This window comes from Streptomyces sp. NPDC034670 (assembly GCF_055574875.1).
The window spans coordinates 219,663-242,070 of sequence record NZ_JBVITR010000005.1; the positions used below are offsets into that span (position 1 = coordinate 219,663).

Here is a 22,408-nt window from a genome sequence, read left to right on the forward strand (position 1 = left end):
CTCTTGTCGCTCGGAAGTAACGATGCGACCTCCTAAGTCTTGCCCGCGGAGGCCGCGAAACCAACGCCAGGGCTGCACGTGCCTACTCCGACCGCGCCGCCTCCCGTGAACGGCGGCGCGACCGGCGCGTGTTCAGCAGGACGACTTGCCCGCGTACACCGCGAGGGCCGTGCGGGAGCCCAGGGTGGCGGTCAGCTGTCCCGAGCCGTTCACCGTCACCGTCGTGTTGTTCTGGACGTTGCAGTACGTGCCCGCCGGGAGGGAGGTCTGGTAGGTGCGGGTCAGGGGCCCGGACTCGTGGTTGATGGCCACGAAGCCCTTGTCGCCCCGGCCGAAGGCGATGGCGTCGTTGCCGTTGTCCCACCAGTCGGTGACGGCCTGGCCGCGGGTGGCGTTGCGGAAGCCGACCATCGACTTGATCTCGGGCCAGTTGTGCTGGCACTTCCAGCCGCTCTGCCAGCAGGCGTCCACCCGGCCGCCGCCCGGCGGTCCGGCGTCGTGGTCGGTGAACTCGTAGCCGGAGTTGATGTCCGGGGCGCCGTAGGGCCAGGCCAGCATGAAGACGTTGGCCAGGGTGTAGGCGGCGTTGTCCTTGTAGCTGAGCGTGGAGCCGTTGCGCTCGGTGTCGTGGTTGTCGACGAAGACGCCGGCGGAGCCGCTCTTCAGATAGCCCCAGCCCTCGCCGTAGTTCTTCAGGTAGGCGAGCTTCTCGTCGTTGAAGACCCGCTTGAGGTCGTAGGCGTAGCGGAACTCCTGCACGTCGCCGGTGCCGGTGTACTCGGTGGGCTGGACGGCCTCACCCGCGCCGTAGATGACCTCCTGCTTCCAGTAGGCCGAGGGGTTGGTCAGGCGGGACTTGATGTTCGCCAGGTCGGCGGCCGGCATGTGCTTGGCCGCGTCGATGCGGAAGCCGTCCACGCCGAGGGAGAGCAGGTCGTTCATGTACCCGGCGATGGTCCTGCGGACGTACTCCTCGCCGGTGTCGAGGTCGGCGAGGCCGACCAGCTCGCAGTTCTGGACGTTCCAGCGGTCCCGGTAGTCGTTGATCTGGGAGCGGCAGGTGTCGAAGTCGTACGAGGAGTACAGGCCGGGGTAGTCGTACTTCGTGTACGGCGAACCGCCGGTGCCGGTGCCGCTGCCCGCGGACATGTGGTTGATGACGGTGTCGACGACGACCTTCACCCCCGCCGCGTGGCAGGTGTTCACCATGTTCCGGAAGGCGGTGCGGTCGCCGAGGCGGCCGGCGATCCTGTAGCTCACCGGCTGGTACGACGTCCACCACTGCGCGCCCTGTATGTGCTCGGCGGGCGGTGAGACCTGGACGTACCCGTACCCGGCGGGGCCGAGGGTGGTGGTGCACTCGCGGGCGACCGAGGCGAAGTTCCACTCGAAGAGGACGGCGGTGACGTCCTTGGTGCCGGGGGGCGAGGCCTCCGCTGCAGTTGGGGTCATGACAACCGAGGCGGCGGCGAGGGCGACGGCCCCGGCGAGGGTTCTGCGTGCCATGTGGGGTTTCCTTCTCCGTCGAAGGGTGTGGGGACCGCGGAAGGACGCCTGAAGCTTCTTGCTGAAAACTTCGGCAACCTTGCGGCAACGCAGATGTTAGAGGCCCGCCACCCGAAAGGGCAGCGGGCCGTACCGACTTGAAGGAAAAAGTTGCGGACCGGACGGCCTCAGCCGGTGGTCCACCACACGGTGGTGTCCGCCGGGACCCTCGCCTCGCCGTCCGCCGCGGTCACCTCGCCGCTGGCGAGCAGCACCCGCCCGTACGCCGGGAGGGTCACCGGCTCCCCCGTGGTGTTCGCGACGCACACGAACTCCCCGCGCCGGAAGACGAGGACGCCCTCGGGCGCGGCCAGCCACTCCACCGCGTCGCCCGCGCCCAGGTCCGCCTGCTTCCGGCGCACGGCCAGCGCCGAACGGTACAGCTCCAGGGTGGAGCCGGGCACGCCGGTCTGCGCCTCGACGCTCAGCTCGCCCCAGCCCTCCGGCTGCGGCAGCCAGCTCCCGCCGTCGCCGAAGCCGTACGACGAGCCCTCGCGCGTCCACGGGATCGGGACCCGGCAGCCGTCGCGGTAGCCGTCCTGGCCCGCGCCCCGGAAGTACGCCGGGTCCTGGCGCACCTCGTCCGGCAGGTCCACGACGTCCGGCAGGCCGAGCTCCTCGCCCTGGTAGACGTAGGCCGAGCCGGGCAGCGCCAGCATCAGCAGCGTCGCCGCGCGGGCCCGGCGCAGCCCCAGCTCGCGGTCGCCGGCCAGGCGGATCTGGGTGCCGAGGCCGGGCGGGTTGGCGAAGCGGGTGGCGTGCCGGGTGACGTCGTGGTTGGACAGCACCCAGGTGGCCGGGGCGCCGACCGGGCGCATCGCGTCCAGCGTGCGGTCGATGACCTCGCGCAGCTCAGCGGCGTCCCAGGGGGTGCCCAGGTACTGGAAGTTGAACGCCTGGTGCAGCTCGTCGGGGCGCACGTAGTTGGCGGTGCGCTCCACGGTCGGGGTCCAGGCCTCCGCCACGAAGATGCGCTCGCCGGAGTACTCGTCGAGGATGCGCCGCCACTGGCGGTAGATGTCGTGCACGCCGTCCTGGTCGAAGAACGGCATGACATCGTTGCCCAGCAGCTTCAGCTGCTCGTGGGATCCGAGGTCCGGCAGGCCCTCGGCCTTCACCATGCCGTGGGCGACGTCGATGCGGAAGCCGTCCACGCCCATGTCCAGCCAGAACCGCAGGATCGAGCGGAACTCGTCGCCGACCGCCGGGTGCTCCCAGTTGAAGTCGGGCTGCTCGGGGGCGAAGAGGTGGAGGTACCACTCGCCGGGCGTGCCGTCGGGCTCGGTGACCCGGGTCCAGGCCGGGCCGCCGAAGATCGACTCCCAGTCGTTGGGCGGGAGCTCGCCGTTCTCGCCCTTGCCGGGCCGGAAGTGGTAGCGGTCCCGCAGCGGCGACCCGGGGCCCTCGGCGACGGCCCGCTTGAACCACTCGTGCTGGTCGGAGGAGTGGTTGGGGACCAGGTCGACGATGATCCTCAGGCCCAGCCCGTGGGCGTCCCGGATCAGCGCGTCCGCGTCGAGCAGGGTGCCGAACATGGGGTCGACGGCGCGGTAGTCGGCGACGTCGTAGCCGGCGTCGGCCTGCGGGGAGGCGTAGAAGGGGCTGAGCCACACGGCGTCCACGCCGAGGTCGCGCAGGTACGGCAGGCGGGAGCGGATGCCCTCCAGGTCGCCCATGCCGTCGCCGTTGCTGTCGGCGAAGCTGCGCGGGTACACCTGGTAGATCACCGCCTCCCGCCACCAGTCGCGGCGCCTGTCGACGGTGGCGACGGCCGCGTCGGTCGTGGGGGTCGGGGCCGGGGCGGTCGAGTGCTGCTGGCTCATGTCGTCCTTGGTACGAGTGCGGACAGGAGGGCGGGTGGGGCGGGTCCGGAGACGGGGCGGCCGCGGTGTCAGCGGGGTCTGGTGGTCCCTGCCCGCCCCAGGAGCGGGAAGGGGACACCGCGGCCGCCCACCCGCGCGGTCAGGGCGCGGGAGTCGCCGTACGAAGGGGGTCAGCCCTTCGTGCCGCCGGCGGTGAGACCGGTCACCAGGTTCTTCTGCACGAGGTAGAAGAACGCGGAGACGGGTATCGCGATCAGGACCGCGGTGGCGGCCATGAGATTGCGCTGCGCGTCGTGCTCGCTGACGAAGCTCTGCAGGCCGACGGCGAGCGTGTACTTCGTGTCGTCGAGCATGAACGTCGTGGCGAAGGCGACCTCGCCGAACGCGGTGATGAAGCTGTAGAACGCGGCGACCGCCAGCCCCGGCTTGGCGAGCGGCAGGATCAGCCGCACGAACGTGCCGATGGGGGTCAGCCCGTCGACGCGTCCCGCCTCGTCGATCTCGAACGGGATGGTGTCGAAGTAGCCCTTCATCAGCCAGGCGCAGTACGGCACCGCCGTCGAGCAGTAGACGAGGATGAGTCCAAGGTAGCTGTCGATGAGCTGCAGGTCCGAGAGGATCTGGTACATCGGGACCATCAGGACGGCCACCGGGAACATCTGGGTGAGCAGGAGCACCCACATGAACTTCCTGTACCCCGGGAACCGCATGCGCGACACGGCGTAGCCGGTGGTGGCGGCGACCAGGACGCCGATGACCGTGGTGCCGAGCGAGACGATCAGCGAGCTCTTCAGCCAGTCGAAGAAGTTCGTGTTCTGCAGGACGAACGCGTAGTTGTCGAGCGTCATCTTGCCCCAGATGCCGCCGGGGCGCAGGTAGTCGTCCTTGTCCGGGCCGAGGGACAGGAAGACCAGCCAGGCGACCGGGAAGAGCGCGATCAGGCTGGCGACGATCAGGATCCCGTGCGAGGTGAGCTTCGCCAGGGGGCTGCTCTCGCCGCGCCGGCGCGCCGTGCGGGGCGGGGTCCCGTCGCCGGCGGGCCGGTCCGCCGGAGCAGCGGTGGTGAGGGTCGTGGTGCTCATGGGGACTCCTGCCTCAGATCGCGAGCTGCTGCTCATTGCGGTTCAGCCAGCGGCGGTAGAAGGAGGTGAAGACGACGAGGATGGCCAGCAGGAGCATGCCGTAGGCCGCCGACTCGGCGAACTCGCGCGGCTGCTGCCCGAAGCCCAGCTGGTAGGCCCAGGTCACGAGGATCTGGGCGTCCGGGGCGGTGTTGCCGAACAGCAGGAAGATGATGGCGAACTGGTTGAAGGTCCAGATGACGCCGAGCAGCACCACGGTGGAGCTGACCGAGCGCAGCCCGGGCAGGGTGACGTGGCGGAACCGCTGCCAGGCGTTCGCGCCGTCCATCTCGGCCGCCTCGTACAGGCTGGCGTCGATGGACTGCAGCCCGCCGAGCAGGGAGACCATCATGAACGGCACACCGCACCAGGTGTTGACCATGATCGCGGCGAACCGCTGCCAGAAGGTGTCCTCCAGCCACAGCGGCGTCGGCAGGCCGAGGGCGTCCAGGCCGGAGTTGATGATGCCGGCGTCGGCCAGCATGAAGCGCCAGCCGAAGACGGTGACGAAGGTCGGCACGGCCCACGGCAGGATGAGGACCAGCCGGTAGAGGGTGCGGCCGCGCAGCTTCTGGTTGAGCAGCAGGGCGAGGCCCAGGCCGATGGAGTAGTGCAGGAAGACGCAGGCCGCCGTCCACACGATGGTCCAGAGGAACTTGGACCAGAACCGGTCGTAGGCGGTCTCGCCCCAGAGGATCTCGGCGTAGTTGTCGAGGCCGACGAACTGGTAGGTGGCCGCGATCTCGTTGACGCCGATGGTGCGGGCCGAGTTGAGGCTGTCGGCGTCGGTGAGGGTGAGGTAGAAGCCGTACGCCAGGGGGTACAGCACGATGACGCCGAGCACGAGGGCCACCGGCGCGATCATGGCGTAGGCGTACCAGTGCTTCCGGTACGCGTGCTTCAGGCGGCGGACCGGGCCTGGGCGGGGCGCGCGGTCACCGCGGCGCTTGCCGGTCGCGCGGTCGATGGCGACTGTCATGGTTCGGCACCTTCTGGGTGATCAAGGAGTACGGCACACGGCCGGTGGCCGCCGGACCCTCCCCTCCGGGAAGCGGGTCCGGCGGCCACGCGGGCCTTACTTGCTGAAGTCCGGCACCAGCTTGGCGATCGCGGTCTCCGCGTCGCTCAGCCCCTTGTCCAGGGACTTCTTGCCGCCGGCGATCTGGGGCAGCTCGTCGTCGAGCGGGCCCCACAGCGAGCTGTACTCGGGCAGGGCCGGGCGCGGCTGGGCGGCCTCGAGGACCGTCTGGTAGCCGGCGATGCCCGGGTCGGCCTTGACCTGGTCGGTGTAGGCGTCGTCACGCGTGGGCAGCGTGGCGTTCTTCAGCGCGATGGTCTCCTGCGCCTTGGCCGAGGTCATGAAGTTCACGAACTTCAGCGCGGCCTTCTGCTTGGCCTCGCTGGACCCGGCGTAGACGGACAGGTTGTGGCCGCCGGTCGGGGTGCCCGCCTTGCCGGTGGAGCCGGCCGGGACGGTGGCGATGCCGAGGTTGTCCTTGTCCTTGAAGGCGGAGCCCTTGTAGAAGTTGGTGATCTCCCACGGGCCCTGGATGATCGAGGCGACCTTGCCGTTGACGAAGGCGTCCTGGATGTGGGCGTAGGCGTCGGCGGTGGTGTCGGCCTTGTGCAGGCCCTTGCCGTCGAAGAGGCTCAGCCAGGTGCCGTAGGCCTTCTTGCCCTCGGCCGACCTGATGGTGATCTTCTTGGCGTCGACGTCGACCGTGTCGGCGCCCTCGCCGTAGAGGAACGGCTGGGCGTAGTAGGACTGGGTGGAGCCCCAGTAGCCGTCGACGCCGGTCTCGTCCTTGATGGTGGCGGCGGCCTTCTTCAGGTCGTCCCAGGTCCTGGGCACCTCGACGCCGGCCTTGGCGAACAGTTCCTTGTTGTAGACGAAGGCCAGGGTGTCCGTGGTGAACGGCACGCCGTAGGTCTTGCCCTCGTACTTGGCCTGCTCGATCAGGTTGGGCTTGAACTTGTCCTGCTCGGCGAGGGCCTCGGTGCCGTCCAGGGGCAGGAAGAAGCCCTTCTTGGCGAAGGCGGGGGTCCAGCCGACCTCGGAGCGCAGCACGTCGGGGGCGCCCTTGGAACCGGCGGCGGTGTCGAACTTGTTCTGCGCCTGGTCGAAGGGGACGTTGACGAAGTTGACCTTGATGTCCTTGTTGGCCGCCTCGAACTCCTTGACCAGGGCCTGGTAGGTCGGCGCCTCGTTGGTCGCGTTGGAGGTGTCCCACCAGGTGATGGTGACCGGGCCGTCGGCCTTGTCCCCGCTGTCGCCGTCCGAGCCGCAGGCCGTCGCCGCGAGGGCGAGGGACGCCACCAGCGCGGTGGCCGCTATGCCACGCCGCATGAGTTCTCCTTGAGGGTTAAAGCCCGTGTGGTGCGAGGACGGCCCCGTCTGCCGTCCCGCCGACTTGCCGACCGCGCCGATGGGGCCGCCGGGCGACGAGAACGTAACAGCCGTGCAATCGTTCCGAAAGACCTTGCTGAAAAATTTTGCAAGCAGACCGGAGAGTTATGCCGTCGTGACCTCTCCTCAACCGTCGCGCGACCCCTTCTGCCAGGCTTGCTACGGGGATTCGGACGGGTGTGCAAGACTCTGCAAGCACTTGCCATCCCTTTCCGCCGGGGGAATCATCCGTTGCGGAACGGGCGCCGACCACGACGTGAGGACCGCGATGACCCAGCAGCCCACAGCGGGCCGTCCGACGGCGCGCGGCAGGCGTGCGCCCGGTGGGCAGGGCCGGATGCGGCCGCTACAGTCCGGTGCTGTGACCACACGACTTGCCGACATCGCCGCTCAGGCGGGGGTGAGTGAGGCGACCGTCAGCCGCGTCCTCAACGGCAAGCCGGGCGTCGCCGCCGCCACCCGCCAGTCCGTGCTCGCCGCCCTCGACGTCCTGGGCTACGAGCGCCCGGTGCGGCTGCGGCAGCGCAGCGAGGGCCTGGTCGGCCTGATCACCCCCGAGCTGGAGAACCCGATCTTCCCGGCCCTGGCCCAGGTGATCGGGCAGGCGCTGACCCGTCAGGGCTACACCCCGGTGCTCGCCACCCAGACCCCCGGCGGGTCGACGGAGGACGAGCTGACCGAGATGCTCGTGGACCGCGGGGTCGCCGGCATCATCTACGTCTCCGGACTGCACGCGGACACCAACGCCGACATGCAGCGCTACGAGCGGCTGCGGGCCCGGGGCGTGCCGTTCGTGCTCGTGGACGGCTTCTCGCCGAAGGTGCAGGCGCCGTTCATCTCCCCCGACGACCGGGCGGCGATGGCGCTGGCGGTCACCCACCTCGTCTCCCTCGGCCACACCCGCATCGGCCTGGCGCTCGGGCCGAAGCGGTTCGTGCCGGTGCAGCGCAAGATCGAGGGGTTCGTGCGCGCCGTGCAGGACCAACTCGCACTGAGCGCGGAGACGGTGGAGAACGAGCTGATCCAGCACTCCCTCTACACCCTGGAGGGCGGCCAGGCGGCCGCCGCGGCGCTCATGGACCGCGACTGCACGGCGGTGGTGTGCGCGAGCGACATGATGGCGCTGGGCGCGATACGGGCGGCCCGGCAGCGCGGCCTGGACGTGCCGAAGGACATCTCGGTGGTCGGCTTCGACGACTCCCCGCTGATCGCCTTCACCGACCCGCCGCTCACCACCGTCCGCAAGCCGGTCCCGGCGATGGGCCAGGCCGCGGTGCGCACGCTGCTGGAGGAGATCGGCGGGACGCCCGCGCCGCACAGCGAGTTCGTGTTCATGCCGGAGCTGGTGGTGCGCGGTTCGACCGCTTCGGCCCCCGGGGACCGGAATCGTCCTTAGGGCGGAGGAAACGACCTTCCGCCCGTGCCACGGGAGGAGGTCGCGGCCCCGGACCCGGGGGAGGACGTGCGGGTCGGACCCGACCGGGGGATGATCTGCGGGAGGGGAGCCGTCTGGCAGACTCTGTGCCCATGGGTGACACGACGGTGAGAACGCCGGAAGGCCGCGACCAGGCCGTTCCGCCCTCCGTCGCGGCCCCGGCGGACGGGACGGCCCGGGGACTCCTGGGCCGTCTGCGCACCCCCCGCAGGCCCCGGCTGTGGTTCGAGATCCTGCTGATCGCGGTGAGTTACTGGACGTACTCGCTCATCCGCAACGCCGTGCCCGAGCAGAAGGCCCAGGCGCTGCGCAACGCCGACTGGATCTGGCAGCTGGAGCAGCAACTCGGCATCGCCGTCGAGAAGTCCGTCAACCATGCCGCGAACTCGGTGACCTGGCTCATCGTCGGCATGAACTACTACTACGCCACCCTGCACTTCGTGGTGACGCTGGGTGTCCTGGTGTGGCTCTACCGTAGTCACCCCGGCCGCTACGCGGCCACCCGGCTGGTCCTGTTCACGACCACGGGCATCGCCCTGGTCGGCTACTACCTGTATCCGCTCGCCCCGCCGAGGCTGATGGACGGCCAGGACTTCGTCGACACCGTCATGGTGCACCAGACCTGGGGCTCGATGGCCTCCGGCGACCTGAAGAACATGTCCAACCAGTACGCCGCGATGCCGTCGATGCACATCGGCTGGTCGGTGTGGTGCGGCCTGGCGGTCTTCGCGCTGGCCGCCGTCCCGTGGGTGCGCGTCCTGGGCCTGGTGTACCCGGCGGCCACGCTCGTGGTGATCGTCGCGACCGCCAACCACTTCTGGCTGGACGCGGTGGGCGGCGTGCTCTGCCTCGCCTTCGGCTACGGGGTGGCCCTGCTCTGGTACGGGAGGCCGCCGCACGCCCTGCCGAGGCGGGTGCCGGACGGCGCGCACGGCACCGCGGGCCCGCCGCCGGCGCGCCGCCCCCGGCTGCCCCGGAGCCGGTCCGGGCCGCCCCGGACCGACCGCCGGCCCGAGCCGGCCGCGGCCGACCGGGCGGATCAGGCGCCGCTCCCGTAGAACAGCTCCTCCATCACGCCCCGTGCCCTGCGGGCCGTGCGCCGGTACGCGTCGAGCATGTCGCCGGCGTGGCCGGCGCCGTAGCCCAGGTAGCGGCCGACGGCGGCCAGCTCGCGCGGCTGGGTGGGGAAGGTGTCCCCGGCCCTGCCCCGGACGAGCATCACCGCGTTGCGCACCCGGGTGGCCAGCACCCACGCCTCGTCGAGGATCGCGGCTTCCTCCGGCGACACCAGTCCGGCCGCGCGGGCGGCGGCCAGGGCCTGCCGGGTGCGGGTGGTGCGCAGCGCCGGTTCCCCGGCGCCGTGGCGCAGCTGCATCAGCTGCACCGTCCACTCCACGTCGGACAGCCCGCCCGGGCCGAGCTTGGTGTGCAGCTTGGGGTCGGTGCCGCGCGGCAGCCGTTCGGACTCCATCCGGGCCTTCAGCCGCCGGATCTCCCGGACCGCCTCCTCGTCGAGCCCGCCGGCCGGGTAGCGCAGCGGGTCGATCAGCTCGACGAAGCGGCGGCCGAGGTCCTCGTCCCCGGCGACGGGCTCGGCGCGCAGCAGCGCGTGCCGCTCCCACACCAGCGACCAGCGCCGGTAGTACGCCTCGTACGACTTCAGGGTGCGCACCAGCGGACCGGACCTGCCCTCCGGGCGCAGGTCCGCGTCGACGAGCAGGGGCGGGTCGGCACTCGGGAGCTGGAGCAGGCGGCGCATCTCGGCGACGACCCGGTGCGCGGCCCGGGACGCCTCCCCCTCGTCCACGCCGTCGCGCGGTTCGTGCACGAACAGGACGTCCGCGTCGGAGCCGTAGCCCAGCTCGTGCCCGCCGAAGCGGCCCACGGCGATGATCGCGAACCGGGTGGGGAGCGTGTCCCCCCAGCCCTCCCGGACGACCGCGCGCAGGGTGCCCGCGAGGGTGGCGGCGGTCAGGTCGGACACCGCGCCGCCCACCAGGTCCACCAGGGCGCCCTGGTCGGCCTCGGCGGGCTGGGCCTCGGTGCCGTAGGAGCCGACGATGTCGGCGGCGGCCGTGCGGAACAGCTCGCGGCGGCGCACACCGCGGGCGGCCGTGACGCCCTGGACGGCGTCGTCCGCGCGGCGGACGGCGGCGAGGACCTCCTGCTCCAGGTGGGCGCGCGGGCGCGGCCTGAGCCCCGCGCCGTTCCCGCCGCCGAGCAGGGCCACCGCCTCGGGCGCGCGCATCAGCAGGTCGGGGGCGAGCCGCCCGGCGGACAGCACCCGGGCGAGGTTCTCGGCGGCGGCCCCCTCGTCCCGCAGCAGCCGCAGGTACCAGGGGGTCTTGCCGAGCGCGTCGGAGACCTTGCGGAAGTTCAGCAGGCCGGCGTCCGGGTCGGCGGAGTCCGCGAACCAGCCGAGCAGCACGGGCAGCAGGGTGCGCTGGATGGCCGCCTTGCGGCTCACCCCGGACGCCAGCGCCTCCAGGTGGCGCAGCGCGGCGGCCGGGTCGGCGTACCCGAGGGCGACCAGCCGCTCCCGCGCCGCCTCCGCGCTGAGCCGGGCCTCACCGGGGGCGAGCGCGGCGACGGCGTCGAGCAGCGGCCGGTAGAACAGCTTCTCGTGCAGCCGCCGGACGACCGCGGCGTGCCGCCGCCACTCCCGGGTCAGGCTCGCCACCGGGTCGGTGCGCAGGCCGAGGGAGCGGCCCAGGCGGCGCAGGTCGGCCTCGTCCTCGGGGACGAGGTGGGTGCGGCGCAGCCGGTGCAGCTGGATGCGGTGCTCCAGGGAGCGCAGGAAGCGGTAGGCGTCGTCGAGCTGGGCGGCGTCCGCGCGGCCCACGTAGCCGCCGGCGGCGAGGGCCTTCAGCGCGTCGAGGGTGGTGCGGCTGCGCAGGGAGGTGTCGGCGCGGCCGTGCACCAGCTGGAGGAGCTGCACGGCGAACTCGACGTCCCGCAGCCCTCCGGGGCCGAGCTTGAGCTGGCGGTCGACCTCGGCGGCGGGGATGTTCTCCACGACCCGGCGGCGCATCTTCTGCACGTCGGCGACGAAGTTCTCCCGCTCGGCGGCCTGCCACACCAGCGGCTGGAGCGCGGCGGTGTACTCCTCGCCGAGCGCGCGGTCGCCGGCCACCGGGCGGGCCTTGAGCAGCGCCTGGAACTCCCAGGTCTTGGCCCAGCGCTGGTAGTAGGCGAGGTGGGAGGCGAGGGTCCGCACGAGCGGCCCGTTGCGGCCCTCGGGGCGCAGATTGGCGTCCACGGGCCAGATGGAGCCCTCGACGGTGGTCTCGGAGCAGATCCGCATCAGGTGCGAGGCGAGGCGGGTGGCGGCGCGCAGCGCCTTGTCCTCGTCGGCCCCGTCGGCGGGCTCGCCGACGAAGACGACGTCGACGTCGGAGACGTAGTTCAGCTCGTGTCCGCCGCACTTGCCCATCGCGATCACCGCCAGCCGGCACAGCGCGGCGTCCTCGGGCGCGGCGGCGCGGGCGAGGGCGAGGGCGGCGCGCAGGGTGGCGGTGGCGAGGTCGGCGAGCTCGGCGGCGGTCTCGGCGACCTCGATGGTGCCGCACACGTCGCGGGCGGCGATGGACAGCAGGCAGCGCCGGTAGGCGACGCGCAGCGAGACCGGGTCGTCGGCGCCGGCGAGGCCGCGCTCGAACTCCTCGACGCCCGGGTGCAGGTCGTGGGGCTCGTAGGTGACGAGCGCCTGCCAGTCGCTCGGGTGCCGGGCGAGGTGGTCGGCGAGGGCGGCGGAGGCGCCGAGCACGCCGAGGAGCCGGTCCCGCAGCGGCTTGGCGGAGATCAGCGTGTCCAGCAGCTCCCGGCGGGCGGTGGTGCCGGGTTGCGCCTCCAGCAGCCGCACGAGTCCGAGCAGCGCGAGGTCGGGGTCGGCGGTGGCGCCGAGGGCGTCGAGCAGCACCGGGTCGTCGCGCACGGCCGCCAGCTCGGGGGCGTCCAGCAGGCGTTCGGCGGCGGCGGGGTCGGTGAAGCCGTGCCGCAGCAGCCGTGTGAAGGTACTGCTCCTGCGCCCCGGCGCCGACGTCATCCCCGGCCTCCCTCATGCCTCGGATCAGGCTCGTGTGCCTCGGATCAGGCTCGTACGGCCATGAGCCTAGTCGGAGTGCCGGTCCGCGGCCCCGGGGCGGCCCCGACGGGCTCCGCGGACGTGCGGGGTGCGCCCCGGGGGGAGACGATACGGCTGAGCCGGCGTCACCGGCCCCGTCGTCCGCGGTCCGCCCGGCCGCACCCGTCGCGCCCGTCCCGAAGGAGGCACGCCCGTGGACATGACCCTCGAAGTGGTCCCGCTGCCGGTGAGCGACGTCGACCGGGCCAGGGACTTCTACCGGGACAAGGTCGGCTTCCACGTCGACATCGACCGGGAGGTCGTGCCGGGCCTGCGCGTCGTCCAGCTCACCCCACCCGGCTCCGGCTGCTCGATCGCCCTCGGCGACGCGATCTGGGACACGCTGTCCGGCCCCCGCCCCGCCCCCGGCTCCTACCGGGGCCTCCAGCTGTGCGTCGCCGACATCGGGGCGGCCCGCGCGGAACTGACGGCGCGCGGCCTGGAGGTCTCCGAACCGGTCCGGTACTCCCCGGACGACGGCGCCGCCTTCATGTACTTCGAGGACCCGGACGGCAACGGCTGGGCGGTCCAGGAGTACCGGCGGCGGGCCACGGAGCCGCTGCACCGGCTGCTGGCGGGGCGGGCGGGGGCGTAGGGCCGGCCGGGGACCGGCCGGCGGGCGCGCGCCGGACTCCTCCGGCGCGCGGGTCCGCCGACCGGCTCCGCGATATACATGGCCCGCGAATAGTGTCAATCACGGGCAAATGGCGACTCGGGGGGAGACGGACGGTCACGTGCGATGCTCCGGCGCACTGCTCCGGCAGGCTCCGGGCCATCGGCAGCACGGACCGCACGCAGGACATCCGATGAGGAGAAGTCGCCGATGAGTGAGTCCGTACAGACCGGATCCGGGGGCACCGGAGAGAAGGTCAAGGCAGAGACCTCCGCGACGGCCGACCAGGCCAGGCAGGCCGCGACCCAGGTCGCGGGCACCGCGGCGGAGCAGGCCCGGACCGTGGTGGGTGAGGCGCGGCAGCAGGCCGGCACGGTCATCGACGACCTGCGCAGCCGCGCGATGGACGAGGCGGAGGGGCAGACCCGGCGCGCGGCCGAGACGCTGCGGCAGTGGGCCGGCGACCTCTCCAGCCTGGCCGCGCACGCCGACAAGGACTCGCCCGCCCGCAGCCTGGCGGCCCAGGCGGGCGACAAGGGGCAGCGGGCGGCCGACTACCTGGAGCGGCAGGGCATGGAGGGCCTCGTCGCCGACCTCCAGGGCTTCGCCCGGCGCCGCCCCGGCGCCTTCCTGGGCGGCGCGCTGCTGGCCGGACTGGCCGTCGGGCGCCTGGCGAAGGTGGCGCAGACCGCGTCCCGGGCCGACGGGCCCGGGCAGGTCGCCGCGGCGCCGGGCCAGGGCGCGCTGACGCCGCCGGCCTCCCCGGCCCTGCCGTCCGCCGCGCAGACCCCGCCCGGCGGCGCGCCGTCGGCCGGGACCGCGGGCCGTCCGTTCCCGGAGGTGTGAGATGGCCACGATGTCACCGCTGTCCCGGGCCCGCTCGGCCGAGCCGCAGGTGCGGGAGGAGGACCGGTCCGTGGGTGACCTGCTCTCCAAGGTGACCTCGGACCTGCAGACGCTCTTCCGCCAGGAGGTCGAGCTGGCCAAGGCGGAGATCAAGGAGGAGGGCACCAAGGCGGGCAAGGCCGCCGGCATGTACGGCGGCGCCGGGTTCGCCGGCTACATGGTGCTCCTGTTCCTGTCGCTGGCGGCCGTGTACGGCCTGGCCAACGTGATGGACGGGGGCTGGGCGGCCCTGATCGTCGCCGCGCTGTGGGGCATCGCCGCAGCCGTGATGTACCAGAAGGGCCGCACGCGGATGCGCACCGTCTCGAAGCCCGAGCGAACCGTCGAGACCTTGAAGGAGGACGCGGAATGGGCACGTCACCCGACCAAATGAGGGCCGAGATAGCGGCCACGCGGAACCAGCTGTCCGCGGACGTGGACCGGCTCGCCGACCGGGCCAGCCCGCGTCGCGCGGTCCGTCGCCGCAAGGCCAGGATGCGCGGCGCGGTGTCGGGCGTCCGTGACCGCGTCATGGGCACCGCCTCGTACACCGCGCACGGGGTGGCCGACACCGCGCGGTCGGCGGCCGGCTCGGTGCAGTCCGCGGCCGGCTCGGCGGCCGGCTCGGTGCAGTCGGCGGCCGGCTCCGCGGCCGAGTCCGTGCAGGAGGGCACCGAGCGGGCCGCCGAGACGGCGCGCGAGGTCGCCGGTCAGGCGGGACAGGTCGTGCAGCAGACGCCCGAGATGGCCCGCCGGCAGACCCAGGGCAACCCGCTGGCCGCCGGCCTGGTCGCCTTCGGCATCGGTCTGCTGGCCTCCTCGCTGCTGCCCGCTTCCCGGACCGAGCAGGAGAAGGCGGCCGAGCTGATGGAGCGCGGCGGCGAGGCGCTGGAGCCGGTGAAGCAGGCCGCCGCCGAGTCCGCGCAGCACCTGAAGGAGGGCGCCAAGGAGGTCACGCAGAGCGCGGCCGCGGAGGTGAAGGACACCGCGCAGCAGGCCGCCCGCACCACCCAGGACGAGGCCCGCGACCAGGCGGGTCAGGTCACCGACCAGGCGCGCGGCTCCGGCCGGCAGCTCAAGGACGAGGCCCGCAAGCGCACCGGGCCCGCGTGAACCGCGAGGAAGCGGAGGAAGTCCTGTCCCCGTGCCGGGCGGCACGGGGACAGGACTTCCCCGTGCCGGGCGGCCGGCGCGGGCCGGGGAGCGGGGGCCGGAGGGGTCAGAGGACGAGGACCAGGAGCAGGACGGCGGTCGCCACCAGGCTGATGAGCAGGGAGCCGAGGCACCCGATCCGGTTGCTGAAGAAGAAGAACATGGCACCCGGGTACCCGCTCCACCGGTCCTGAGGGCCCCCCGCCTCCACCGGTCCCGAGGACGGACCCTCCGCGTCACCCGTTGGCGTGCCCCGGGGGCCGTTCCCGCCCCCCGGGGCGGCCGTCCCTGCCTAGCGTGAGCCGCGTCGCGGTACGACGCGTACGGCGCAGGGGAAGGGGTGCGGATGTCGGTGGACGGCGGGGCGGTGCGGACCGGGAGCGGGGCGGGACCGGAGGCGGAGAGGGACGAGCCGGGGTGGGAGGTCGACCCGGACGACGAGTGGGGGGTGGCGGTCGTCGCCACGGTGGGGCGGCAGTTGAGGCTGCGGCGGGAGGCCGCGGGGATGCGGGTCGCCGAGTTCGCTGCGGTGATGACGTACGGGGAGGACCTCGTCTACAAGATCGAGAGCGGGAAGCGGATCCCCCGGCCCGAGTACCTGGAGAAGGCGGACGTGGTCCTGGGGGCGGGCGGGCTGCTGGCCGCGATGAGGGAGGACGTGGCGAAGGTCCGGTACCCGAAGAAGGTGCGGGACCTGGCGCGGCTGGAGGACCGGGCGGTGGAACTCCTTTCGTACGGGAGCCACAACCTGCACGGACTCCTCCAGACCGAGGAGTACGCCCGTGCGCTCCTGAGCACGCGGCGGCCGACGCTGTCGGAGGACGAGCTGGAGAGGGCGGTCGCCGCTCGGACGGCCCGTGCCGCCGTCTTCGAACGGCGTCCCGCCCCGGAACTGAGCTTCGTGCAGGAGGAAGTGACCCTCCGGCGCCCCGTCGGGGGCATGATGGTCCTCCGCAGGCAACTCGAACACCTGCTGGAACTGGCGAAGTTGCGGCACGTCGAGATCCAGGTCATGCCGACGGTCCGGGGGGACCACCCCGGGACGGGAGGGCGCATCCAAGTGCTCAAGTTCGCGGACGGCACAGCGGTCGGCCGGGCCGACGACGAGTTCGGCAGCCGCCCCGTCACCGATCCCCGGCAACTGCGGATCCTCGAACTGCGCTATGGCATCATCCGGGCCGAAGCGCTGAGCGCACGAGAGTCACTGGCCTTCATCGAACAAGCGCTGGGGGAGACATGAACCGCACGGGCCCAGGCGGGGACGACCTCGATCCGACCTGGTTCAAGAGCAGTTACAGCGACAGCAGCAACCCCAGCGACTGCGTCGAGGTCGCCATGGCCCCCGACGCGGTGCGCGTCCGGGACTCCAAGGCCCCCGACGGCCCCCGTCTCACCCTCTCCCCCGCGGCGTGGAGCCGCTTCGTGGCGGGTGCGGGCGGGACGGGGGCCGTCTGAGGCCGGGGGCCGCCGTGGGGCCGGCCCCCGGCCGGGTCACTGCGCGTAGGTCTCGAACTCGGCGACCCGCGGCGTGCCGTTGGAACCGGTGATCTCGAAGGTGACCTTCTTCAGCGAGGTCCTGGGGAAGCTGATGACGCCCGCCCCGCTGCCGGAGGTCAGCACGGCGCCGGTGTCGCCGTTGAGGACCCGCCAGGAGCGGATGGCGCCCGCGGAGCCCGACGCCTCCCGAATGTTGATCTTGGAGACGCTGGTGGCGGAGCCCCACTTGACCGAGACGGAACCGGTCGAGCCGGACGGCGACCAGTAGGTGCTCATGTTCCCGTCCCGCACGTTGCCGTAGCTCGTCCCGCTCGCCTTGGAGGAGCCGTCGGCGCCGGCGCCGGAGGCGAGGCTGAGGTTCGTCCCGGTGGGCGGGGTCGGGTCGGTGGGGTCCGGGGTCGGGTCGGTCGGGTCCGGGCCCGGGTCGGTGGGGCCCGGGTTCTGCGGCGTGCAGCTGCCGTCCGACACCTTCAGGCCCTTGTTGGCGCCCGCCGTCTGGCTCACCACGCTCGGCACGCAGTTCGCCCCGTCGAGGCTGTAGGAGTACGGGATGCTGACGGAGGTGTTGGACTGCGGGTTCGGGCCGGCCGGGTTGGTGTCCCCGCCGCGGCTGGACCAGGTCACGTTGTCGAAGACGTTGCCGTTGACCTGCCAGTAGCCGGCCGCGTCGGTGTAGAAGGTGCCGAGGACGTCCTTGGAGTCCTCGAAGTAGTTGTTGTCCACCCTGGCGCGGGCCCCGGCACGGGAGTTGATGCCGGAGTCGTTGAGGTTCTTGTAGTGGTTGTTGTAGATGTGGGCGATGCCGCCGCGCAGCAGGGGGGCGCGGGAGTCGATGTTCTGGTACAGGTTGTGGTGGAACGTCACGTACCCGTTCGAGGTGTCGCTCTCGCTGGAGCCGATCAGGCCGCCGCGGCCCGAGTTGCGCAGGATGCTGTAGGACAGGGTCACGTACTGGGTGTTGTCCTTCATGTCGAAGAGGCCGTCGAAGCCCTCCGACTCCCCGCCCGACGCCTCCAGGGTGACGTGGTCGACCCAGACGTTGCGGACGCCGCTCTCCATGCCGATGGCGTCGCCGCCGTTGGACGTGGGCGAGCCGGACTTCTTGACGTTCCGCACGGTCACGTTCTGGATGATGATGTTCCTGGACTCCCGGATGTGGATGCCCAGTTGGTCGAAGACGGCTCCGCTGCCGACCCCGACGATGGTGACGTTGCTGATCTGCTTGAGCTCGATCACGCCGGCGGCGGTGTTGCAGCTGCTGCCCGACACCTTGCTGGTGTTGCCGTGGTTGATGGTCCCCTCGACCTGGATGGTGATGGGGGTGCTGCTGCTGGCCCGGCTGCACAGCGCCTGGTGGATGGCGGTTCCGGTGGTGGCCCGCACCGTCTGGCCGCCCGCGCCGCCGGTGGTCCCGCCGTTCTGGGTCGCGTAACCGGTGGCTCCGGTGGCCGCGGCCGACGCCTCGGGCGTCGACAGCGCCACGGTGCCCGCGGCCGCGAGGGCCCCGGTGGCCAGCGCCGCGGAGAGTCGCAGTGCGACTGATCGCCTCATCCTCGCCTCGCCTTTCGTCTTCGCGTGCCGGGCACGCCCAAATGAGTGTCATGGGCATGTCAGTAGAACGGCCGGAGGGGTGGCCGCACGACCCGGCTGTTGAATGGGGAAAGCGCTTTCTGCTTGGCGACAGTAGAGCGACGCGCAGGGGGCTGGCAAGGTTCCGCGCAGTTACGGAAGTTTGCCTTCCGTTTCGGGACGGCCCCGCCTTCCGGATCTAGGACAAGGACAGACCTCGATGGCTCCTAGCGTGGTCCTCGACCGACGGAACAGAACGGAAGGCGGAGACCATGACTGTCAACGAGGCGACCACCCAGGATCCGGCCGTCACCGGCGAGCGCGCCGACTTGCTGGAGATGCTGGCCGAGCACCGCCACTTCCTGCGCTTCACCACCCGTGACCTCACCGACGAGCAGGCCGGGCTGCGGACCACCGTCAGCGAACTCTGCCTGGGCGGCCTGATCAAGCACGTCGCCTCGGTCGAGCGGAACTGGGTGGACTTCCTCCTGAACGGGCCCTCGGCAATGGGGGACTTCACCGCCATGACCGAGGCCGACTGGGCCCGGCGGGCCGACGAGTTCCGGATGCTGCCCGGTGAGACGCTGGCCGGTGTGCTGGCCGAGTACGCCGACGCGGCCCGCCGGACCGACGAGCTGGTCGCCACTCTGCCCGACCTGGAGGCCACGTGGCCGCTGCCGAAGGCCCCGTGGTTCGAGTCCGGCGCGCAGTGGTCGGCCCGCAGGGTGGTGATGCACATCATCGCCGAGACCGCACAGCACGCCGGCCACGCCGACATCATCCGTGAGTCGCTGGACGGCGCCAAGAGCATGGGCTGACCGCCCGTGGGCACCCCGGACGGGCCGAGGCCCACGACCGCCTGCCCCGTGCGTCCGGTCAGCCGGACGCCTCCTGGCGACCTGCCGCCACGGCACCGCCCGGTTCCGGCCACGGCACCGCCCGGTTCCGGCCACGGCACCGCCCGGTTCCGGTCCGGCGCGGCCTCTCCCGGCCGGCGCCGGCGCAGCGCACCGGCGTTGCCGGGCGCTTGCGTCCAGCGGCCGCACGGCCCGCGGGCGGCCCGGCCCGAGCGAGACGACTCCGGGCCGGCGGCTCACCGCCGCCGGCCCGGTCGGGCGGGCTGGTGAACCCGCTTCGGCCCGCTCCTACAGCACCGGCAGGTTCTTGCGCAGCTCGAAGGCGGTGACCTCGGAGCGGTACTCCTCCCACTCCTGCTTCTTGTTGCGCAGGAAGAAGTCGAAGACGTGCTCGCCGAGGGTCTCGGCGACCAGGTCGCTGCGTTCCATCAGGGTCAGGGCCTCGCCCAGGTTCTGGGGCAGGGGCTCGATGCCCAGGGCGCGGCGCTCGGCGTCCGAGAGGGCCCAGACGTCGTCCTCGGCGCCCGGCGGGAGCTCGTAGCCCTCCTCGACGCCCTTGAGGCCGGCGGCCAGCAGGACGGCATAGGTCAGGTAGGGGTTGGCGCCGGAGTCGATGGAGCGGACCTCCACGCGCGCGGAGCCGGTCTTGCCGGGCTTGTACATCGGGACGCGGACCAGGGCCGAGCGGTTGTTGTGGCCCCAGCAGATGTAGGAGGGGGCCTCGCCGCCGGCGCCGGCGGTGCGCTCGGAGCCGCCCCAGATGCGCTTGTAGGAGTTGACCCACTGGTTGGTGACCGCGGAGATCTCCGCCGCGTGCCGCAGCAGGCCCGCGATGAAGGAGCGGCCGATCTTGGAGAGCTGGTACTCGGCGCCGGACTCGTAGAAGGCGTTCCGGTCGCCCTCGAAGAGCGACAGGTGCGTGTGCATGCCGGAACCGGGGTGCTCGGAGAAGGGCTTGGGCATGAAGGTCGCCTGGACCCCCTGCTCCAGCGCCACCTGCTTCATCACCAGGCGGAACGTCATGATGTTGTCGGCCGTGGAGAGGGCGTCGGCGTAGCGGAGGTCGATCTCCTGCTGGCCGGGCGCGCCCTCGTGGTGGGAGAACTCCACCGAGATGCCCATGGACTCCAGCATGGTGATCGCCTGGCGGCGGAAGTCCATGCCGACGTTCTGCGGGGTGTGGTCGAAGTACCCGGAGTTGTCCGCGGGGGTCGGGCGGCTGCCGTCGACCGGCTTGTCCTTCAGCAGGAAGAACTCGATCTCCGGGTGGGTGTAGAAGGTGAACCCCTGGTCGGAGGCGCGGGCCAGCGCGCGCTTGAGGACGTAGCGCGGGTCGGCGAAGGACGGGGAGCCGTCCGGCATGAGGATGTCGCAGAACATGCGGGCCGTGCCGGGGGCCTCCGCGCGCCAGGGCAGGATCTGGAAGGTCGACGGGTCCGGCTTGGCGATCATGTCGGACTCGTACACCCGGGCGAAGCCCTCGATGGCGGAGCCGTCGAAGCCGATGCCCTCGTCGAACGCCTGCTCCAGCTCGGCCGGTGCGACGGCCACGGACTTCAGGAAGCCCAGCACGTCGGTGAACCACAGGCGCACGAACCGGATGTCACGCTCCTCCAACGTCCGGAGCACGAACTCCTGCTGCTTGTCCATCTTCCGCTTCCCCATCCTCGCCGGTCGGGCCGCCCGCTCCTCCCGGACCACGGGAGACGGCCGGGCACTCGAGCATCCCACCACGACAGCGTTTCATACGCGTTTCCGGCCCCGGCCGGCCACCGGCCGCGGCCCGCGCCCGCCCGCGGCGGGCGCGCCGCTCCGCCGCCCATCCTGCCCGTTCGGACCGGCATCCGGAACGCCCGGCCCGCCGGTCCGTCCCGCCCCTCCACCGCCCCGCCGCCCCCGGGCCCCCGGGGCCTGCGGGTCCTCCGGGCCTCCTGGGTCCTCCGGTCCTCCAGGCCCTTCGGAACCCACCCCCCTTAATTGGTATTTCAGATGCAAGTTTTAATGGGGGTGCAGGCATCCGAGCAACGGGATGCAGGCTTCCGCGCGCCCCCGAGCAACGAGGAGACCCGATGCTGTCCGAACGGTCCGCCGCCACCGTCCGCGCCACCCTTCCCGCCGTCGGCGCGTCCCTCGGCGAGATCACCGAGCGCTTCTACTCCGGGATGTTCGCCGCCCGCCCCGAACTGCTGCGCGACCTGTTCAACCGCGGCAACCAGGCCACCGGCGCCCAGCGCCAGGCCCTGGCCGGGTCCATCGCGGCCTTCGCCACGCACCTGCTGGACCACCCGGACCGGCGGCCCGACGCGATGCTGGGGCGGATCGCCCACAAGCACGCCTCCCTCGGCATCACCCCGGACCAGTACGCGATCGTCCACGAGCACCTGTTCGCCGCCATCGCCGACGTACTGGGCGAGGCCGTCACCCCCGAGGTCGCCGCCGCCTGGGACGAGGTCTACTGGCTGATGGCGAACGCCCTGATCGCCGTCGAGAAGCGGCTGTACGAGGAGCGCGGCGGGCACGCGTGGCGGACCTGGGAGGTCGTCGAGCGGATCACCGAGACCGCCGACGTCGTGACCTTCCGGCTGCGCCCGGCCGACGGCGGCCCGGTGCGCCCCTTCCGCGCGGGGCAGTACGTCTCCGTCCGCGTCGCCCTCGCGGACGGCGCCCGGCAGATACGGCAGTACAGCCTCTCCGGGGCGCCCGGCCCCGGCGAGCGGCAGTTCAGCGTCAAGCGCGTGCACGGCGACCCGGCGCCCGAGGGCGAGGTGTCCGGCCACCTGCACGCGCACGTGCGGGCCGGTGACGTGCTGGAGCTGTCCGAGGCCTACGGCGACCTGGTCCTCGACGCCGACGCGGACACCCCCCTGCTGCTGGCCTCCGCCGGGATCGGCGTGACCCCGATCACCGCGATGCTGGCGCACCTCGCCGGGAGCGGGCACCGCGCCCCGGTCACCGTCGTGCACGGCGACCGCTCCCCCGCCGACCACGCCCTGCGCGCGGACCAGGAGGCGTACGCGGCCAAGCTGCCGGACGCGACCGTGCACCTCTGGTACGAGCAGGACGCCCCCGCGGGCGCCCGCACCGGCTACGTCGACCTGGCTCCCGTGCCGGTCGCGCCGGGCACCCGCGCCTACCTGTGCGGCCCGCTGCCGTTCATGCGGGCGGTGCGCGAGCAGCTGATCGCCAAGGGCGTGGCGCCGGCCGACGTCCACTACGAGGTGTTCGGTCCCGACCTGTGGCTGGCCCCGCGGGGCTGAGCCGGAGGCGGCGGGACCCCCGCGGGGGGGGGGCCGGGGGGGGTCTCTTGCTCGGGGGGGCGGGCGGGGCAAACAACAAAGGGGGGAGCGCGGGTGTGGATTGAAAGTTGCTTCCTTCGATCCG

General features: G+C 72.3%; 18 protein-coding genes. 10 read left to right on the forward strand and 8 right to left on the reverse strand.

Annotated elements, in window-relative coordinates; all coding sequences use genetic code 11:
• Positions 1-132 precede the first annotated feature (132 nt).
• The 5 genes from ACZ56B_RS05995 to ACZ56B_RS06015 form a co-directional block, all read right to left on the reverse strand.
• Entirely contained in the window at positions 133-1,506 is a 1,374-nt protein-coding gene (locus tag ACZ56B_RS05995) for an alpha-amylase (RefSeq protein WP_468786709.1), read from the reverse strand.
• Between the two features lie 167 nt (positions 1,507-1,673).
• Positions 1,674-3,368: a glycoside hydrolase family 13 protein gene (locus ACZ56B_RS06000; protein ID WP_468786711.1), complete on the reverse strand. Its 1,695-nt coding sequence runs from the start codon at positions 3,366-3,368 to the stop codon at positions 1,674-1,676.
• A 170-nt stretch (positions 3,369-3,538) separates the two neighbouring features.
• Positions 3,539-4,450, reverse strand: coding sequence for a sugar ABC transporter permease (locus ACZ56B_RS06005; protein WP_468786713.1), 912 nt, complete (start codon positions 4,448-4,450; stop codon positions 3,539-3,541).
• Between the two features lie 13 nt (positions 4,451-4,463).
• The gene (locus ACZ56B_RS06010; protein ID WP_468786715.1) at positions 4,464-5,468 is read right to left on the reverse strand and encodes a carbohydrate ABC transporter permease; all 1,005 of its coding nucleotides are present in this window, start codon (positions 5,466-5,468) and stop codon (positions 4,464-4,466) included.
• 96 nt (positions 5,469-5,564) lie between these two features.
• Complete coding sequence (locus ACZ56B_RS06015) at positions 5,565-6,836, reverse strand: extracellular solute-binding protein (protein WP_468786717.1); 1,272 nt, start codon at positions 6,834-6,836, stop codon at positions 5,565-5,567.
• A 421-nt stretch (positions 6,837-7,257) separates the two neighbouring features.
• On the opposite strand from ACZ56B_RS06015, the gene ACZ56B_RS06020 reads away from it, so the two are divergent.
• Both ACZ56B_RS06020 and ACZ56B_RS06025 read left to right on the forward strand, forming a co-directional pair.
• Positions 7,258-8,292 (forward strand): LacI family DNA-binding transcriptional regulator, encoded by a 1,035-nt coding sequence (locus tag ACZ56B_RS06020; RefSeq protein WP_468786719.1) that lies wholly within the window; start codon positions 7,258-7,260, stop codon positions 8,290-8,292.
• A 131-nt stretch (positions 8,293-8,423) separates the two neighbouring features.
• Positions 8,424-9,389: a phosphatase PAP2 family protein gene (locus tag ACZ56B_RS06025; protein WP_468786720.1), complete on the forward strand. Its 966-nt coding sequence runs from the start codon at positions 8,424-8,426 to the stop codon at positions 9,387-9,389.
• On the opposite strand, the gene ACZ56B_RS06030 is transcribed toward ACZ56B_RS06025, so the two are convergent.
• The gene (locus ACZ56B_RS06030; protein ID WP_468786721.1) at positions 9,371-12,376 is read right to left on the reverse strand and encodes a bifunctional [glutamine synthetase] adenylyltransferase/[glutamine synthetase]-adenylyl-L-tyrosine phosphorylase; all 3,006 of its coding nucleotides are present in this window, start codon (positions 12,374-12,376) and stop codon (positions 9,371-9,373) included. The two genes, ACZ56B_RS06025 and ACZ56B_RS06030, sit on opposite strands and share 19 nt — an antisense overlap.
• A gap of 232 nt (positions 12,377-12,608) precedes the next feature.
• Between ACZ56B_RS06030 and ACZ56B_RS06035 the strand changes: the two genes are divergently transcribed.
• The 6 genes from ACZ56B_RS06035 (at position 12,609) to ACZ56B_RS06060 (ending at position 16,559) form a co-directional block, all read left to right on the forward strand.
• Entirely contained in the window at positions 12,609-13,049 is a 441-nt protein-coding gene (locus ACZ56B_RS06035) for a VOC family protein (RefSeq protein WP_468786722.1), read from the forward strand.
• A 228-nt stretch (positions 13,050-13,277) separates the two neighbouring features.
• Entirely contained in the window at positions 13,278-13,913 is a 636-nt protein-coding gene (locus tag ACZ56B_RS06040) for an ATP synthase subunit B family protein (RefSeq protein ID WP_468786723.1), read from the forward strand.
• Between the two features lies 1 nt (position 13,914).
• Entirely contained in the window at positions 13,915-14,346 is a 432-nt protein-coding gene (locus ACZ56B_RS06045) for a phage holin family protein (RefSeq protein WP_468786724.1), read from the forward strand.
• Positions 14,322-15,065, forward strand: coding sequence for a DUF3618 domain-containing protein (locus ACZ56B_RS06050; protein ID WP_468786726.1), 744 nt, complete (start codon positions 14,322-14,324; stop codon positions 15,063-15,065). Before ACZ56B_RS06045 ends, ACZ56B_RS06050 begins: the two co-directional genes overlap by 25 nt.
• Positions 15,066-15,450: 385 nt before the next feature.
• Positions 15,451-16,344 (forward strand): helix-turn-helix domain-containing protein, encoded by an 894-nt coding sequence (locus ACZ56B_RS06055; protein ID WP_468786728.1) that lies wholly within the window; start codon positions 15,451-15,453, stop codon positions 16,342-16,344.
• Complete coding sequence (locus tag ACZ56B_RS06060; protein WP_468786730.1) at positions 16,341-16,559, forward strand: DUF397 domain-containing protein; 219 nt, start codon at positions 16,341-16,343, stop codon at positions 16,557-16,559. The genes ACZ56B_RS06055 and ACZ56B_RS06060 overlap by 4 nt, the downstream gene beginning before the upstream one ends.
• Positions 16,560-16,595: 36 nt before the next feature.
• On the opposite strand, the gene ACZ56B_RS06065 is transcribed toward ACZ56B_RS06060, so the two are convergent.
• Complete coding sequence (locus tag ACZ56B_RS06065; protein WP_468786732.1) at positions 16,596-18,152, reverse strand: pectate lyase family protein; 1,557 nt, start codon at positions 18,150-18,152, stop codon at positions 16,596-16,598.
• Positions 18,153-18,442: 290 nt separating this feature from the next.
• Between ACZ56B_RS06065 and ACZ56B_RS06070 the strand changes: the two genes are divergently transcribed.
• Positions 18,443-18,988: a DinB family protein gene (locus tag ACZ56B_RS06070; protein WP_468786734.1), complete on the forward strand. Its 546-nt coding sequence runs from the start codon at positions 18,443-18,445 to the stop codon at positions 18,986-18,988.
• Between the two features lie 327 nt (positions 18,989-19,315).
• Here the strand turns inward: ACZ56B_RS06070 and glnA are convergent, their stop codons facing one another.
• Entirely contained in the window at positions 19,316-20,677 is a 1,362-nt protein-coding gene (gene glnA / locus ACZ56B_RS06075; protein WP_468786736.1) for a type I glutamate--ammonia ligase, read from the reverse strand.
• Positions 20,678-21,096: 419 nt separating this feature from the next.
• On the opposite strand from glnA, the gene ACZ56B_RS06080 reads away from it, so the two are divergent.
• Positions 21,097-22,284, forward strand: a complete 1,188-nt coding sequence (locus tag ACZ56B_RS06080) for a globin domain-containing protein (protein WP_468786738.1) — start codon at positions 21,097-21,099, stop codon at positions 22,282-22,284.
• Positions 22,285-22,408 lie beyond the last annotated feature (124 nt).